This is a genomic window from Pseudoalteromonas sp. 5Ae-yellow, assembly GCF_014077565.1.
In the GTDB taxonomy this organism is placed as follows: Bacteria; Pseudomonadota; Gammaproteobacteria; order Enterobacterales; family Alteromonadaceae; genus Pseudoalteromonas.
Genome location: NZ_JACGWD010000031.1, coordinates 17,365 through 34,021 on the forward strand (window position 1 = coordinate 17,365; position 16,657 = coordinate 34,021).

The 16,657-nt window shown below is 37.8% G+C and carries 17 protein-coding genes, 2 tRNA genes and 1 riboswitch; of the genes, 12 read left to right on the forward strand and 7 right to left on the reverse strand.

The window, feature by feature from the left end; all coding sequences use genetic code 11:
- Positions 1 to 10: 10 nt before the first annotated feature.
- Positions 11 to 98: riboswitch (cyclic di-GMP riboswitch) on the reverse strand.
- Positions 99 to 186: 88 nt separating this feature from the next.
- On the reverse strand, positions 187 to 843 hold the full coding sequence (locus H4J63_RS10035; RefSeq protein WP_007377891.1) for a cytochrome b/b6 domain-containing protein: 657 nt from the start codon (positions 841 to 843) through the stop codon (positions 187 to 189).
- 107 nt (positions 844 to 950) lie between these two features.
- On the opposite strand from H4J63_RS10035, the gene H4J63_RS10040 reads away from it, so the two are divergent.
- The 3 genes from H4J63_RS10040 to H4J63_RS10050 all read left to right on the forward strand — a co-directional run bounded on the left by H4J63_RS10040 (position 951) and on the right by H4J63_RS10050 (position 2,522).
- Complete coding sequence (locus tag H4J63_RS10040) at positions 951 to 1,655, forward strand: AzlC family ABC transporter permease (protein WP_182196307.1); 705 nt, start codon at positions 951 to 953, stop codon at positions 1,653 to 1,655.
- Positions 1,652 to 1,951: an AzlD domain-containing protein gene (locus H4J63_RS10045; protein WP_004335020.1), complete on the forward strand. Its 300-nt coding sequence runs from the start codon at positions 1,652 to 1,654 to the stop codon at positions 1,949 to 1,951. The genes H4J63_RS10040 and H4J63_RS10045 overlap by 4 nt, the downstream gene beginning before the upstream one ends.
- 73 nt (positions 1,952 to 2,024) lie before the next feature.
- Positions 2,025 to 2,522 carry a glutathione peroxidase gene (locus H4J63_RS10050; RefSeq protein ID WP_182196309.1) on the forward strand — a complete coding sequence of 166 codons (498 nt, stop codon included), beginning with the start codon at positions 2,025 to 2,027 and terminating at the stop codon, positions 2,520 to 2,522.
- A gap of 118 nt (positions 2,523 to 2,640) precedes the next feature.
- Here the strand turns inward: H4J63_RS10050 and H4J63_RS10055 are convergent, their stop codons facing one another.
- A complete protein-coding gene (locus H4J63_RS10055) occupies positions 2,641 to 2,826 on the reverse strand; it encodes a PA3496 family putative envelope integrity protein (protein ID WP_007579801.1) in 186 nt (61 codons plus the stop codon).
- A 387-nt stretch (positions 2,827 to 3,213) separates the two neighbouring features.
- On the opposite strand from H4J63_RS10055, the gene H4J63_RS10060 reads away from it, so the two are divergent.
- Positions 3,214 to 4,008, forward strand: a complete 795-nt coding sequence (locus tag H4J63_RS10060; RefSeq protein ID WP_033030970.1) for a YggN family protein — start codon at positions 3,214 to 3,216, stop codon at positions 4,006 to 4,008.
- A 238-nt stretch (positions 4,009 to 4,246) separates the two neighbouring features.
- On the opposite strand, the gene H4J63_RS10065 is transcribed toward H4J63_RS10060, so the two are convergent.
- Complete coding sequence (locus H4J63_RS10065; protein WP_182196311.1) at positions 4,247 to 5,689, reverse strand: PLP-dependent aminotransferase family protein; 1,443 nt, start codon at positions 5,687 to 5,689, stop codon at positions 4,247 to 4,249.
- A 103-nt stretch (positions 5,690 to 5,792) separates the two neighbouring features.
- Between H4J63_RS10065 and H4J63_RS10070 the strand changes: the two genes are divergently transcribed.
- Positions 5,793 to 6,722 (forward strand): DMT family transporter, encoded by a 930-nt coding sequence (locus H4J63_RS10070; protein WP_039488714.1) that lies wholly within the window; start codon positions 5,793 to 5,795, stop codon positions 6,720 to 6,722.
- A gap of 37 nt (positions 6,723 to 6,759) precedes the next feature.
- Here the strand turns inward: H4J63_RS10070 and H4J63_RS10075 are convergent, their stop codons facing one another.
- Positions 6,760 to 7,158 carry a diacylglycerol kinase family protein gene (locus H4J63_RS10075; protein WP_259365602.1) on the reverse strand — a complete coding sequence of 133 codons (399 nt, stop codon included), beginning with the start codon at positions 7,156 to 7,158 and terminating at the stop codon, positions 6,760 to 6,762.
- 197 nt (positions 7,159 to 7,355) lie between these two features.
- A complete protein-coding gene (locus tag H4J63_RS10080) occupies positions 7,356 to 7,895 on the reverse strand; it encodes a diacylglycerol kinase family protein (RefSeq protein WP_259365603.1) in 540 nt (179 codons plus the stop codon).
- 327 nt (positions 7,896 to 8,222) lie between these two features.
- Here H4J63_RS10080 and H4J63_RS10085 point away from each other — a divergent pair, with 327 nt between their 5' ends.
- The 4 genes from H4J63_RS10085 (at position 8,223) to H4J63_RS10100 (ending at position 9,613) form a co-directional block, all read left to right on the forward strand.
- The gene (locus H4J63_RS10085) at positions 8,223 to 8,363 is read left to right on the forward strand and encodes a hypothetical protein (protein ID WP_004335040.1); all 141 of its coding nucleotides are present in this window, start codon (positions 8,223 to 8,225) and stop codon (positions 8,361 to 8,363) included.
- A 219-nt stretch (positions 8,364 to 8,582) separates the two neighbouring features.
- Positions 8,583 to 8,673: transfer RNA gene (locus H4J63_RS10090), tRNA-Ser, on the forward strand.
- Positions 8,674 to 8,724: 51 nt separating this feature from the next.
- Positions 8,725 to 8,817: transfer RNA gene (locus H4J63_RS10095), tRNA-Ser, on the forward strand.
- A gap of 307 nt (positions 8,818 to 9,124) precedes the next feature.
- Positions 9,125 to 9,613 (forward strand): RNA-binding protein, encoded by a 489-nt coding sequence (locus H4J63_RS10100; protein WP_182196314.1) that lies wholly within the window; start codon positions 9,125 to 9,127, stop codon positions 9,611 to 9,613.
- On the opposite strand, the gene H4J63_RS10105 is transcribed toward H4J63_RS10100, so the two are convergent.
- Together H4J63_RS10105 and H4J63_RS10110 are read right to left on the reverse strand one after the other, a co-directional pair.
- Positions 9,597 to 10,721 (reverse strand): aminotransferase class V-fold PLP-dependent enzyme, encoded by a 1,125-nt coding sequence (locus H4J63_RS10105; RefSeq protein ID WP_182196317.1) that lies wholly within the window; start codon positions 10,719 to 10,721, stop codon positions 9,597 to 9,599. The two genes, H4J63_RS10100 and H4J63_RS10105, sit on opposite strands and share 17 nt — an antisense overlap.
- Before the next feature lies 1 nt (position 10,722).
- Complete coding sequence (locus H4J63_RS10110) at positions 10,723 to 11,892, reverse strand: monodechloroaminopyrrolnitrin synthase PrnB family protein (protein WP_182196319.1); 1,170 nt, start codon at positions 11,890 to 11,892, stop codon at positions 10,723 to 10,725.
- A 136-nt stretch (positions 11,893 to 12,028) separates the two neighbouring features.
- On the opposite strand from H4J63_RS10110, the gene H4J63_RS10115 reads away from it, so the two are divergent.
- The 3 genes from H4J63_RS10115 (at position 12,029) to H4J63_RS10125 (ending at position 16,655) form a co-directional block, all read left to right on the forward strand.
- Positions 12,029 to 12,484, forward strand: a complete 456-nt coding sequence (locus H4J63_RS10115; protein WP_076925888.1) for an Lrp/AsnC family transcriptional regulator — start codon at positions 12,029 to 12,031, stop codon at positions 12,482 to 12,484.
- 72 nt (positions 12,485 to 12,556) lie between these two features.
- Positions 12,557 to 15,274, forward strand: a complete 2,718-nt coding sequence (locus H4J63_RS10120; protein WP_182196322.1) for an ATP-binding protein — start codon at positions 12,557 to 12,559, stop codon at positions 15,272 to 15,274.
- Entirely contained in the window at positions 15,267 to 16,655 is a 1,389-nt protein-coding gene (locus H4J63_RS10125) for a carboxylesterase (protein WP_182196325.1), read from the forward strand. The genes H4J63_RS10120 and H4J63_RS10125 overlap by 8 nt, the downstream gene beginning before the upstream one ends.
- Positions 16,656 to 16,657 lie beyond the last annotated feature (2 nt).

Genomic DNA, 16,657 nt, shown 5'->3' on the forward strand with positions numbered 1-16,657 from the left:
CAACACGTTATGCAGTAGTCCCGCTACCATAGCTTTTAAAAAGCCTTAGACCGGAAACTTTGCGTCCTAACCTTTCGGCTAGTTTGCCAGCAATGCGGCGATTATAATTCGACCCCGCATAACAATCAAACAAAAGAATGTAACCAAAAACAAAAACCAACCCTTTAAGGTTGGTTTAATGTGTTTTTAACTAAACAAATAAGTTAAAGGCTCTTTCGCCCACGTAAATACCAGCAACACCAATAAAGATATAAATATTAACCACGCAGGCCAAGACGCTTTAGTTACTTTAGCCTCAGAGTCATCCGCTTTTAACTCTTTTGAGCCTGTGATCATCGCCTTAACTAGCGGTTTGCCTTTTATTCTATAAATGATAATAGCCAATACGTGCAAGCCAATAGCATAAAGTAAAATGTCAAAATTCAGCTCATGTAGCCAATTGGCAAAATCAATCGTATCGCTAGACACATATTGAGCAAGCGGCCCGTCAGTTAAAATACCATCACTGCTCATTAAGCCACTTACAAGTTGCGTTATGATCAATATAAAAAATACTATTACCATACAACTGCCAGGTGCTGAATGGCCTAGCGATTCGCTTGGTGTTTTTAGCGCCTTTAAGATAGCACGAGGAGAGTGCAGTAACCCACTTAATCTCGCGGTTTTACTACCAATAACACCCCATATTAAACGTGTTACTATAAGTGCTAAAGTAAAAAAACCAGCGACAAAGTGAAGCTCAATCATGCCCTCTTCAATACTAAAATAAAGCACTGCAATACTTACAACCAAAAACCAATGAAAGCATCTAATAAACCCATCCCACACTTTTAACGTCGTCATTGTGCCTATCCTTAAAAAAACAGTATTATTTAATTTGTTAACTACTTTAACATCATAATATTAAGGTATCCTTATGAGCCATTCTACAAGCCGTGAGAGTAAATATCATGCAACCAGTTAAAAAAGCTATTTTAAAAGGCTTTTTAGATATGCTACCACTGTGTTTAGCCGTTGTTCCTTGGGGTATTTTATGCGGCTCTTTAGCGATTCAAAATGGTTTTAGCGCCTTTGAAACCCAAGCAATGTCGTTATTAGTATTTGCAGGCTCTGCACAGCTTGTTGCGATTGAACTTATGGCGGGCAACACACCATTGCTCACAATTTTATTCACAACATTTATTATTAGCTCTCGGCATTTTTTATACGGGTTAGCCGTGCGTCATAAGGTGATTGATCAACCTATGCGTTGGCGCTTACCAGTAAGTTTTGTTTTAACCGACGAGCTGTTTGCGTTTTCTCATCATCGAAGAGCATATAGAACAAAAACACGCTTAATATACGCATTAAGCGCTGGTTTTAGCTTTTATATTGCATGGAATATTTGGACGTTAATTGGCATTGTAGCGGGCACAATGCTGCCCGACCTAACTAATTTAGGGCTCGACTTTGCAATTGCCGCGACGTTTATCGCGTTGGTTATTCCGGGAATCAAAAATTTGGCCTCACTCGTTACGGTAATTGTAGCTGGTGTTAGCGCAACGCTTTTAAAAAGTACAGGATTTGAGTTGTGGCTTGTTTGCTCAGCGCTGCTGGCAATGGCCGCAGGTTACAGCACAGCAAGGCTAACCGCTAAAAAGGAAGCAACGCTATGATGACAACTATTTTACTCATGGCGTGCATTACATTTTTTACGCGTTATTTATTTTTACACCGCGCTTTACCGTTTAAAGTAGGTCCTAAAATGCAGCAATTTTTAAGCTTTAGCGCACCTGCGGTGCTTACAGCAATTTGGGTGCCTATCGTGTTTTTGAATGAAGATGGCATTAACTTAAACTGGCAAAACCCTTATTTAAGCGCAGCAATAGTCGCCATCATTGTTGCCTATAAAACACATAATATTTATTACACAACACTTGCCGGTATGGGGCTATTTTTAATATTAAATTAGAGCACTCTTTGTACTTTATGAAATACTGTACTCAGGTTAAAATACCGATAACAATAATAAAAAAGACGCCAATATGCACAAATTCCATCAATTAAGCGCAACAAGCTTGCAGGGTCAACCTATTAACTTTAGTGATTTTGAAGGTAGGGTTGTGCTTATTGTTAATACCGCAAGTAAATGTGGATTTACCTACCAATACGAGTCGCTTCAAGCTTTGCATAATAAATATGCTAGCCAAGGTTTAGTTATTTTAGGGTTTCCGTGTAATCAATTTGGTCAGCAAGAACCCGGCGACGCTACACAAATAGAGCAAGGGTGTTTAATTAATTTTGGTGTGAGTTTTTTAATGGCGGCCAAAGTAGATGTAAACGGTAAGCATGCTCACCCAGTCTTTCGTTTTTTAAAATCGGCTTTACCTGGTTTTTTAACACGTAAAATAAAGTGGAATTTTACTAAATTTTTAATTGCTACAGATGGCACGCCAATTAAACGTTATGCACCTTTTACTAAACCAGAAAAGCTAGAACTTACAATTCAAAAAGCTTTGGCACAAACTAAAAATGCGCTTTAAAAAGTAATAAAGAGGCGCAAGGCCTCTTTATTGCCAATACTACTGAAACTTAAACATACGCATAACTGCACATTTAAACTCTCAATATTAATTGGTATTTTATTTATACTAGTGAAATTTAATCGGTGTAATCGCTTAAATCATCTTCGCCTAGATTTTTACGCAAGCGTTTTTGCTCAAGGTAGTCTTCCAACTTCTTTTTAACCTTTTGCTTGTTCTTATCGTGTTGATTACGGCCGAGCATTTCGTACTCGTCTTCAACAAAATCGTCATCTAGCGCATCGTAACTAAATGTCTTACCCACAACCCACTCCATAAAGTGTTTGAGACCAACCAAGGATTTTATTATCGCAATAGTCGGTAAAATTAAAATGTTTAACGTCAAAATGCTGTGCAAATTAACATCAAAATAAAGCCACGTGACTACTGTAAATAGTCTTCATGTCAGTAATGTGAATAAATAGCGCTAAATTTGAATTGAGGAAAGTGAGAGTTTTTTATCGTATCGATAAATAAAATTTATTAATTTTTATTAGTTAGCCAATTTGACTAAAAAATAGTTATTTATTAATTAATTTCATTTACTAAAAAACAAACAAAAACAGTTAAGCATATGTTTTATATTAAAAAATAAAACTGGCATCAAACTTGTTATTAATTAATCGTCATCAACAAAAAGTAGAGAACAAACATGAAAAAATTACTATTAGTTAGCGCATTAATTTGTTCACCAGCCGCTATGGCTCATAACGATAACGATTCTGCAATTTCATTTAGTAATGATGAATGTAACGTCGAATTTAAAAATGATGTGCGCATTAAGCCAAACGAATTGGAAATTTTTACCGCCAACAATAAAACCATGCAGTTTAATACCCATGGTGACTTAACCGTAAATGGCGAACTTGTAGCGCTGAATAGTTCGCAGCGCGACGCGCTAACCAAGTACTCTGATAGCTTACGCACTCAATTACCTGAAGTAGCTAATATAGCGCTTGAGGGTGTTAAAATTGCCGGAGTAGCATTAGAAGAAGTAGGCAATGCATTTAATATTGACGGTCTTGATAATATGTCAGAGCTTATGGATGACATTAAAATCGAAGTAGAAAACACATTTTACCAGCAAGGTACATTTGTGATGGGCCAACAAAGTTTTAATCAATTTGGCGAAAACTTTGAACAACAATTTGAGCAGCAGATAGAAACAGCGGTTGAATCAGCAGTAATGCAATCAATGGGCAGTATTTTAGTAGCTTTAGGTTCTGAGTTACTTGGTTCAGGCGGTGATATGGATGCCTTTGAACAACGTATGGAAAATATGGGTGCACAAATAGAAGAAAAAGTAGAGCTACATGCAAGCGCACTTGAAGAACGTGCCAACTCTTTATGTGGAAACTTTGCTGATATTGCAAAACAAGAAGAGCAATTAGTAATGCAAGTGCCTGAGCTTGAAGGTTACCAGTTATTTAGCTTTAAACAAAATTAGTACAGCAAACGTTATTTAACATCCCTTTGGCAGCACTTAAGTTTACTTAAATGCTGCTTTTTTGTGTTTCGCAAACTTATACCAACCTGCATAAATCTTTGAGCAATTTAACGAATTAAATTGCACTATAACGTCGTTAAAAATTTTTTATTTAGAACAACTCGATACAAAAACTTTTGCCTAGTTCTAGCGTAATTTTCTTAACGTTAAATAGACCCCATATATAAGCAGATTGGTATTACTTTTTAGCTAATAAAGTAAGCTTACCCAATGTAACTATTGCTTGCTCAATTTGCGCGTTCCATTGCACACCATAACTTAATCTTACGCAGCTTTTATATTTATTAGAGGCCGAAAAAACAAGCCCAGGGGTAATACTAATACCAACCTCAAGCGCAAGTAAAAACAATGTTTGGCTATCGTACTCGCCTCCTAAATCTAGCCACATAACGCAGCCTCCTTTTGGATCGCTTATACGTGTGTTTTTTGGCATAGCTTGTTGTAAGCACCATCGCATACGCTCTTTGTTATCGCGCAGGCGTTGCCTAAGTACTTTTAAATTTCGGTCGTACTCACCACTGGCAATAAACTCAGATAACGTCCATTGGTTTATTAACGAAGCAGAGCAACTTAGTGCTCTTTTATATCGCCTTGCTTGCGTTGCAAATTTACCCGCAACTAACCAACCTACACGATAGCTCGGCGCTGCCGTTTTAGAAAAAGATGAGCAACTAATCACTAATCCTTTTTTAGAGTACGCTAAAGCAGGTGTGCCTCGTTTTGCCGTAAAATATAAATCGCCATATACGTCATCTTCAATAAGCACTACGTCATGACTTTCAAGTAGCTCCACCAGCTGCTGTCTGTTTGTATCAGGCATAAAGCTGCCCACAGGGTTACTAATTGCAGTCGAGAATAAACACGCTTTTATATCATGCTCATTTAAAGCGCGTTCCAAATCACTTAACCAAATACCATTATCTGGGCACAGTGGTATTTCGAGCGCTTTAAGCCCTAGGCTTTCTATTAACTCGATAATCCCGTGATAGCAAGGCGTCTCAATGGCAACTACATCGCCTGGCTTTGTCACACACTTAAGTGCAATAGCCATGGCTTCTTGCGCACCATTGGTGATCACAAGCTCGTCCATATTTATGCCAATACCAAAATCTAAATAGCGATGCACCAATTGCTTTTTCAGCGGTACAAACCCATCTGTTGGTCCATAGTTAATAGCTTTACTGCCCGCAATTGTCATTACACGGCGCATGTTTCTGGCGAGTGCTTTATCGGTGGGTGCAGCAGCAATTGGATTAGCGATACCAAAAGGAACTACATTAGCTTGATGAATCGCACTGTATACCTGCTCTATTAAGGCTTGTTTATTTACCACAACAGGTTCGCGACTTAATTTAACTCGCTTAGGTAAATTATGCGCCATGCTAACGACTTTTAAAAAATACCCTGATTTTTCACGTGCCTCTACTAACCCCTGATCTTCAAGTGTTTGATAAGCTTGCTTCACTGTCGGAATACTAATGTTTAAGTTATCTGCCATTTTACGCAGTGATGGAAGTTTTTCGCCAGGGAGTAAAACCTGCTGGGCGCTCATATCTCTGATCAACTGAATAACTTGCTGATATAGAAACTCATGCCCCTGGCTATTTTTTTGTCTTATCATCACGCATCCAAATCTGTATAGGTTACATTTTTACTTTTCTGTATATGGTAAGTATACAGACAGGTCTTAAAATAGCCATTCAATCGGGCTTTGGAGAGTAACCATGAAAAGTGCAGCGCTATACATTACAACCGTTTTAATTTGGGGTTCTACTTGGTTAGCCATCGAATTTCAGCTAGGTGATATTGCGGTAGAGCTATCGTTATTTTATCGCTTTGCTATTGCAGCACTTTTAATGTGGTTATATGTAGCGTACAAAAAACCGGATATGCGCTTTTCATTAATCGATCATGGCTTTTTTGCTTTGTTGGCTATTTGTAATTTTGCCTTAAATTACTTAATGCTTTACTGGGCACAAAATTACTTAACCTCCGCTATGACCTCTATCGCCTTTTCACTATTGCTGGTTATGAACATAGTTAACACTCGACTATTTTTTGGTAAGCCTATCTCAAAACGAATTTATACCGGTGCCGCACTCGCTGTATTAGGTATTACGTGTCTGTTTTGGCCACAGTTACAGCAGTTCGACTTAAGTAACGGTGCATTGGTCGGGTTACTACTTGCCCTTGGTGGCACCTTTGTGGCTTCATTGGGCAACATGGTAAGCGTTCGTAATTCTCGTAAGCAAATTGGCGTATTGCAGGGCAATGCATGGGGCATGTTATATAGTGCTATAGGCTTAGCTTTATATGTATTAATGAACGATGTGCAATTTAGTTTAAACGCCCCAACTAGCTACTGGTTATCATTACTTTATTTATCAATATTTGGCACAGTAATCGCTTTTGGTTGTTACTTTGCACTACTAAAAAATATAGGCCCTGAAAAAGCCAGCTACGTTATTGTTTTATTCCCGTTAGTGGCAGTAACACTGAGTAGCTTTTTTGAAGGCTTTGAATGGCACGCAAATACCTTTGCAGGGTTTAGCTTAGTGCTATTAGGTAACGCCATTGTGCTTACCCCAACAAAACGAATTAACGCCTTTTTAGCTAATAGAGCAATAGCTAAAAGTGGCTCCGTCCCCAGTTAGACGCGTTATTAACGCAACTAACGCAAAAGCGCCTACTTTACTGTAGGCGCTTTTTTATTGGCATATGAAAAAGTAAGGCTTGTCCATGCACACTAACAACTGCAGGAGTTTTACCTATCAGCTCACCATCTGCTTCAATCAATAGCCCTTCAGTATTTATGGAAGCTGTATTTAAGCGACTATAGGTAAGGTTTTTTATATACTCATGACGCTTAAAAAATAACTTAATAAAGCTTATTACATTATAAAAAAGCCCACCCGATCGCATTTGATAACACTCAAGCTGGCCATCAATTAAATCCGCTTTTGGCGCTATTTCTAGACCACCACCAAAGTACTTATGATTAGCAAATACGGTAATTAAATTTTGATACTGCCTAGGGCGTGTTGACCTTTGGTGGTTGAATTTGCAGCAGTATGTTTGGTTTTTAGGCAAGGCAGAGCCTATGCAGTGTGGTTATTCCCCATAAGTAGGCGATAACGCAGCATAAATGCCAAACATGTGCTGCCCTTTGGGTTCTTTCTAGGGACGATTAACTCTTTGTTGCTCGGTTTTTACTTAGCCCACTAGGTTACAAACATCGCGCCGCAATTTAATCGCCCCTAGATTGAACAAATTTCAATCCACAAAGATCAACACGCCCTAACATCGTTATTAAACGTACCTTGTAACTGCTGGGCTTGATAATAAAATGGCTCTTTAATGCTCGTCCAACTGTAATCAAAAGATGAAAAATTAGCTTTATCATTAATAGTTTTAATCACATGAGCATCAAATCCTACCCCTGCAATATTAATAAAATAGCGGCTATTAATTTTTCCTATATCAATTGCTGTCGGTGTATTAAATAATGCCTTTCGCCAATCATCTTCTTTGCAATTAAACCCTCTGGAGAAATCGTTACCTGTACCGCAAGGTAATAATGCTAACGAACAGCTGCTCCCTATTAGCGCATTAACCGCCAAGTTCAATGTACCATCGCCACCTAGTGCAACTACTTTGGGAAATTTACTCAGTAGCAACCTTATTTGAGCGCAGTCATCGTTAAAGCTTCCCGTTGTAGTAAACATACAATAAGAAAAACTGCGTTTTTTACAGATGCTTTTAAGCCACATTAGTGGTTTTTCACTCTGTTTTTTTGTACTTGGTTTAATAATTATTAGTAGCGACAAGCTTTTTGTTTCCAACAATGTATTTAAGAACGAATAAAAAGACTTTAATTGAATTTTTTTAATCTGAATAACTAGTCAAAAAAGGTTATGTAAAATGCATATAAATAAATACAAACACTCACAAGCACCAGTATTAATGCGACCAAAGCCGATTTCATTGTAACTATTTATGCAAAAGCGATAATAAAAAACACTGAACCGCACGTTAATAAAACAAACAAGGATTAGTTTAACTAATCCGTCAGGCTCAATTTTTATCGTTGTCTTTTTAATCAAACAACGTGCAAAATGCACGCGATTTCAACATATACAACCCGGAGCAAAATAATGAAACCAATTAACACATTAAATCAAACAGCAGCAGCTCAAGTAGCAGTTAAACCAACTAACCGTAAAGCAAGAATGTTAGCTAAACTTAACACTATTGGTAAAAGACTAGCACTTAGCGGCGCAGCTCAATATAAATAACCACCCAACCATGATTATTTTTCGGTGCAGCGAACACTCAACCACTAAATGAAGTCACTTATTTAGCTCCCCCTTGTTTGCTGCAACCTATTTATTTTATTAAAAATTGCCTTAATTTCCCCTTATTTACAAAAAAAACCTCATTTACGTACGTTTTTTAGGCAAACAGTCATTTTGCTATTTACACAGCGGTATCACCTAAGTATTATTCTGCGTCACGGAGAGATGGCAGAGTGGTCGAATGCACCGGTCTTGAAAACCGGCATGGGTTTATAGCCCATCTAGGGTTCAAATCCCTATCTCTCCACCATATTTTAATTGGTGGCTTTTTTACTTCCATCAATACAAACGGTTATGCGTTGGAGAGGTGTCCGAGTGGCCGAAGGAGCTCCCCTGCTAAGGGAGTATAGAGTTTGTAGCTCTATCGAGGGTTCGAATCCCTCCCTCTCCACCATACTTAATTTAAACCACTTAATTGTGGTTTTTTTGTGCCTAAAATTTAACACCTATACTAAATTGGGAGGGTGAGAACCCTCGACAGAGTTCGACAAAATGTCTGGAACATTTTGGGCTGCTGCAAGCGTCGCGCAGCGATTGATTACATGGATGTAAGCAAGTTTACCCCTCCCTTTGGACTATACTTAATGTAAACCACTTAGTTGTGGTTTTTTTGTACCTAAAAATTATAAAAACTAAACAAATTGTGCCTAGTAATAACTTAGGGCATTATTAACACAACTTTAGCCACTTTAGGTTTAGCTATGATCCGGTTCATATTGCTATCATTTTGCGCGGCAGCACCATTTTTTACCTTGGCACAAAGTACAACAGTGTATAAGTGTGTAATTAAGGGCGTTCCTACCTTTAGCCAAACGCCTTGCGCTAAAGATGCACAAGTTATTACTCTTAAAGATATAAACGTAATTGAAGCATACAAAAGCTCTACGCCCGGTAAAGGTATTACCGACACCTCTGTGGATGACTTCTTGGAAGTTCAACAAATAGAGCGTGAAATAAAGCGCCTTGAGCTATCTATTGCACAAAGCCAAAAAGAATACGCAGCTAAAAAACAGCAGATAGATTACATGACTCAAGATAAAGCCAATCGTTTAGGCGCTTCGTCTATTGCTGATGCTATCGCAACTAAAACAAATTCGTTAAAACAAGCTTACGACGCATCAATTAATCAAACGCAGCAAAAAATAGAGTCATTAAAACAAAGAAAGCAGCAGCTTAGCCAAAACCCTTAAGCGCTCGTTTTACTATCGAAATAAACTGCTCAACGTCTTCTTGAGTATTATAAATATGTGGCGATACTCGTATCCCAAATTTACGGGCATCTACACTGACTTTCGCTTTATTAAGCGCTGTAAGTACATTGTCTTGCTGCTTGTTAAAAAACAAAATAACAGTCCCGCTGCATTTATCACTACTCATAGGTGATGCAACATATTTGCCTAGTTGCTCATGAATAAGCGTAAGCATAGCTAAATTATGATCTCTTACCTTGTGAGCTGTTAGCTCTGCAAAGTAGGCAATACTATTTGCGGCGATAATATAAGGCGCTACAGAAGGGGTGCCACCCCAAAACTTGAGCGCATTAGCGTTATATTCAAAGTGGTTAATATCGAACTCAAATGGATTTTGATGCGAAAACCAACCCACATCTTTAGGCTTACAATACTCTATTTGGTTTTTGTTAACCCATAAATAAGCTGCACCTGGGCCACCACATAACCATTTAACGCTCGAGCCAATCATAAAGTCAGCATCAAGTACGCTTAAATCAAGCGGTATAACACCCGCTGACTGAGCAACATCAACTATTGATAAACTATTGGTTAATTTACTTATAGCTACAATATCGCATACAGGCGCCTGTACTCCTGTATTTGAATACACATGGCTTATAAAAACCAAGTCGATATCGCAAGTTATATAGCGCTGCCAAACATTAATATCAGTTAGGTTTTCGTGCTCTGGTATAAACATAATTTGTGCGCACTCTGGTAATGCTTTTTGCATTGCAAAACCCATGCTCGGAAAATCACTTTGCGCCATAAGCACTTTACAATTTTTTTGCTGTAATCGAGGGTGCGACATAAGCAACTTTGTTAAGCCACTTGATAAATTAACTTGAGGACAAAACTGCGAACTAGGCGCATTAAATAACTTACTAAGTGCGCTAGTAAATTGCTCAACTGCGGGAAGCCATTGCTGCCAAGGTTCTTTACTTGAGCTCTCCCATGGTAAAAAATAGTGCTGTGCTAAATATTGCTGTGTATTTTTAAGAGGACGCCCTACCGAGTGGTTTAATAAATAACAGCCATCGGCCATACAGAAATCATTTTTAAGCATGCTATTTAATCCATTTTTTAAGTGTATTTAGATCATCAAAACGTGTTTTTATATCGTCGCGTTTTGCGCTGGCTCGCCTATCTCTTAATTTTTCGAGCGAATCAAGCAATACATGAAGCGGAGGACCACTTGCTGTTACCTTACTCATATACTGCTGTTGCATATTTTTTGAAGGCTGAGCAATAAACTTTTCAACCAGTTGATTATGATGACCGACCGCGGTGTCACCATGTAATTTACACACTTGGATAAATAACTTTGCGTGGTTTTTAAACCAATCTGTATTTTTATATTGCTCTGCTTGTAAAAAGTCATCCATAAAGCTTTGCATACGCATGGCTTCTCGTAGTATTTGCTGATCCTCTGGCATCATATATAAAAACTTATCCACCAGCATTTGCGAGTAACTAGGCTCGTTTGCACTACACAGCCCTAACAGCATATCAATCACGTTAATACCTGCAAAGTCACCAGCATTTGCACCTCTGTAAACCTCTTTACCTACACGGTACGGTTTATAATAAGGGCGAACGCAGTTAAAAAATCGATCTGTATCGAGCTCAGAATAAAGTGCATTGTTTGACTCAATTACATCTATAAGTGCCTGTTTAGCTACTTTTAATAACTCACCACACAGGGGGTGTGAGATACCTAACGGCAATATTTTTAATAAAGCATCGCTTGCACGTTTATAGGCCAAAATACCTTGGGTGTTGTAATCAATAAATAGCTTTTCATCGGGTAAATTAGTAAATCGTTTATAAATACCGTTAAGTGCTTTGTTATGAGTAGTTAAGTGGGCGGTAGCAAAACGAGGGGTTACGCCAATGGATGCGCCTATATGCATAGAAAGCGCTGAGGCTTCTATTAGTGGAGAGGTTGTTTCTCTGCTTGGCTCAGTAATTTCATGGCGCCTACACGCTGCCATAAACAATCCTACGTTACCGAGTAAGTCAAAAGCGCTATCAAAGCCTTGATCTGTGTTGCCCTCGGCTAATAAATTGCTAATTAATGCGTTGCCTTTTTTTTCTAATTGTTGCTTTAAGGCCTCGCCTACCCCTTCTACATTTGCTTTATCGGTTTGCTGCCAATAAAGCTGCTCTAATTCACTATTTAAAGTGACAAACTCTGTTCGTATCCAGTGATCGAAAATAGCGGTATGTGTGTTCATTGTTGTGCTCTATTATTTTTATAGTTAAATGCTAACAGAGTTCAATGAGGGTAAAACGCCAAAAAAATTAGTAAAAACTGCAATACTTAGCAATAATCACTACAAATATAAAAATAATTAATAAAAGCCGACAACTATGTTAGATAAAAAAGATCAGCAATTACTCGTTGCACTGCAAAGCCAAGCTCGTATGTCGGTTTCAGACTTGGCCAGTAGTATTAACCTATCGGATACACCTTGCCTAAGACGTATAAAAAAGTTAGAGCAAGAAAACATTATTACCGGCTACCACGCCGCCATAAACCCTAAAGCACTTAACCTTAATGTGTTGGTATATGCGTTTGTGCGATTAAGCCAAAACTCGGTAAGTGCTGCAGAGCAATTTGAGCAACATGTAGAAAAATTACCACATGTATTAGAGTGTTGTGTAATATCAGGGAGCTATGATTATTTATTAAAAATAATTGCCCATGATCTTGAGAGCTACGAAACGTTTGTAAAACATCAACTAGGTGGCTTAAGTTGTATCGCAAATATAGAATCAACAGTTGTGCTTAAACAATCATTTAGCAAAAAACAGTTACCATTATAAAAATAACCCAAATAACTTACTGTTAGCTATACTGATATTTCAAAACGATAATAATAATTGCTTGGACCTTATGTGAAAAATTTTAACTCTAAAAATCATTCTTTTATTTTTTACATCATGTTTGCTTTAGCATATTTTTTAGTGGGTATAGCACTCACTAAACTTGCTTTTAATTCGCAAATAATTCCAATTTGGTTACCTGCTGGTATAGCTTTGGTCGGTTGTTATATTTGGTGGTGGCGCTTTATCCCGCCTTTATTTGTAGCTGCAATTGCATTTAATTTAAATATTTTTGATAGTTCAGCTCATGAGCTAGTCCTTGTCGGTAACTCATTTAACGAGGCAATGTATATCGCCTTCGGTGTGGTTATACATGCAATGGTGGGCGCTGCTTTACTAAAATTTTGGCTTGGCCACCCACTACGCTTTAAAAAGCGTAAAAACATAATTTACTTTATTCTCGTCATAGCAATATTAGTCAGTTTAATTTCGGCTAACTTTGGCGTGTTCGCTCTTAGTCAATTTAACTCAGTTTACAGTATTGATAATCATTGGAAGAATGTTATTTACTGGTGGCTTGGCGATACATTAGGAGTAATAATTGCAACTCCGTTTTTACTTTCTTTATTACCACAAAAGTCTAACCAACATAATATATCGGCGTTTCCAACAATTGCAGTATGTTCTATTTTATTTGTGTCGGTTGCGGTTACAACACAGCTATACGATCAAGAAAACCGTATAAGCACAATTAAAATCGCCGAACGTGAAGTACACGTTATAGAAAATAGCCTTTATAGATATACAAATCGCAGTATTATTGCAGTGCAGAGCCTAGCAAGTCAGGTTCAATCATCTTCAACATTAAGCCAACAAGATTTTTATTCTTATGCTAGCCAATTACTAACCCAGCATGCGTTTATTCACGCTTTATCGTGGAATGCAAAAATACCTCAAGATCAACGAGACGTCTTTGCTCAAGAGATATCAAACATTTACCATTTAGATGTTGATGTAGTAGGTGAGCCTCTTGAAATTAGCGATCCCCTTGTTATAGTAAAATACATAGCTCCTTTTAATGGTAATCAAAAAGCTATTGGCTTTAATGTATTTTCAAACCCTGATCGAAAAAATTCCCTGCTTAACCCTGCTATAAAATATATGCCCGTAGGGACTAAGATAATTCAACTAGTACAGACCAAACAGCCTAAGCCAGCTTATTTATTATTTGCTCCTGTGTATTCTCAAAGTAACGATAAAGAAACAATTAAAGGCTATGCCACAGGTGTATTTTTAGTACGAAGTATTATTGAACAAGCTATTACTAAACAGCAGTCTGATATGTTTTCGATTGGTATATATGAAGATACAAACACACCGCCGTTTTATAGTAATTACTCTCAAGATGTTCAACAAGCCAAAGGCAGCCGTTTAATGTCGTTTGACGTGGACTTTGCAGGGCAAAAATGGATTGTAAAACTCTCCCTTAAAGAAAGCTTTTTAACACAACATAATAGTCAGCTAACTTTATTATTACTCATACTTCAAGTTGCCGTATGTTCTTTAATTTTAATGGTTTTACTACTGTTTAATCAGCAACAAATAGCGCTTACACGTCAAGTTGCAGAGCGTACACACTCACTCGCACAAGCAAAACAGCAGTCCGATTTAGCTAATCAAGCTAAAAGCCAATTTTTAGCTAATATGAGCCACGAAATACGAACACCTCTCAATGCCGTTATTGGTTTTTCTTCACTTGCTCGCGAAACAGACACTGCAACTACACTCATTGGCTATTTAGATAAAATAAACTCATCATCTAAAAGTTTATTAAACTTAATTAATGACATTCTTGATATATCAAAAATAGAATCCCAAAAGTTAGTTATTGAATCTATTGCATTCGACCTAGGTGCCTTAATAACACGCATAAACAATATGTTTGAACAAAGCGCTGTTAACAAAGGTATTAAATGGCAAGTTAACTCAAAGCTACCTTTAGATACCTGGTTTATTGGTGATCCGATGCGAATTGAGCAGGTATTACTTAATTTATGTAGTAACGCGATTAAATTTACAAGCCAAGGCAGCGTTACTTTAAACATAGAAACAGAGTTTACTGCCGCCAATAAAGTACAGCTTGTTATAACCATTAGGGATACCGGAATAGGTATAAAGCCAAGCCAACATAAAAAATTATTTAATGCATTTACCCAAGCTGATAGCTCTACCTCTAGGCAATTTGGTGGTACAGGGCTGGGCTTAACAATAGCAAAAGAGCTAAGCCAATTAATGGGGGGAGAAATAGCACTTGAAAGTGAAATAGATAAAGGCTCTACGTTTACATTTTCAATGCAATTAGAAACAACAGAGCCTAAAAAAGAACATGTTATTACATTTGATAATACTAATATTACTTCGCTAGACATTTTGGTCGCAGAAGACAACCCAGTGAATCAAATGGTTATTAAAGCGATGCTTGGCTCGCTGGGGATTGTGCCGTATATAGTAGAAAATGGCGAACTAGCCGTTGATATAGTTAAAAAGCAGCATTTTGACTTAGTGCTTATGGATTGCCAAATGCCTGTAATGGATGGCTATAGGGCAACGGCCCTAATCCGCCAGTTTAAAACCGAACAAGAACTCCCGATTATTGCTTTAACTGCCGACGTTATGCCAGAGGATAAAGCACATGCACAAGCCGTTGGATTTAACCAACATCTTGCAAAACCGCTTGAACTCATTAAGCTAACTGAGTGTCTTGCCCAATATGCAGTAGTTAATGAATAATAGTGATTTAATTTTAAGAATAGTTTTAAGAGTAGCTTTTGGTTTTGTTTTAAGTATTTTTTCGCATATTACCGTCGCTCAAAACTGTATATCGCAGGCAAGCGACTTTAAATTTATAACAAAAAGTAAGCAACAAGGCTTATTACGCTTTGAAAAAGAGCACAACCACCAGCGCTTTAATTACCACGCCCTTTTACCATTTAACGATTACTTAGATTTTGCATATAAACATATAAATAAAGCCAATCCACGTTCAAATATGCCATGCCCTATTATTACACAAACGTATCAGCAGTTAGTAACACAAGGTAAGCGAAAACCTGACCCTACTATTGCAGGTATTATTGCCCCTTTTGAGCTTACGCATCCAAACAGCAATAAAGTTGCGCTATTAATCCACGGACTAACTGACTCCCCCTTTACGTATCACGATTTAGCACAAGTGTATTATCAGCAAGGCTATACTGTGCGTACTATTTTATTACCAGGACATGGTAGCGCCGCAAGTGCGTTACTCAATGTAGACGTTAACCAATGGCAACAAGCAATAAAATACGGTATTGAACGCTCGGTGCAAGACTTTGATGAGGTGATACTCGCAGGTTACTCTACCGGTGCAGCGTTACTTATTGATTACGCAACTAAGCACACTGTTTCACCTAAAATTAAAGCGCTTATGCTTTATTCGCCCGGCTCTGAGCCACATAATAAGTACGGCTGGATAGCAAAGTGGATTGATGCCATACCCTTTGTTAATTGGATTGATAAAGACGCCGATGTAGACTTCGCTAAGTATGAATCATTTCCTTTAAATGCAGCGGCAGCATCATACGATGCAATGTCACTTGCAAGCGTAAGTAGTTTAAGCAAACGCCCTCCACTTAAATTACCTATTTTTAGTGTGCTTAGCGATATTGATACAACAATAGATACACGGGCCACTCTAAAGTTATTAAGTGCATTACACAAAGATAATTCAGTAAAATATAAGCCGCTCGATACTTTAGTACTTTATGGAAGCACTGATATTTTACCGCCAGACTTTGCTAGTGACTACACAGTAAATAACCCGCAATGCACAACGCCTCAATGTAAAACGGTTCATGGTATATCGCATATTGCGGTTGTTAACTCGCCGCAAAATCCACATTATGGAATTAACGCAACCTATCGTAATTGTGGCAGCTTTATTAATGACGAGTCCCTGTACAAAACATGTAAAACAACACAAACCCCACAATTAGGAGAGCGTACAAGCGCTAACTTAAAACACTATCCGGCTTTACAGCGCTTAACTTATAATCCTCATTTTACCGAGCTTAAAATGCAAATTAGTACGTTTATTAAAAACGTAGAACAGCTTAAAACAACTACAAGGTAAGT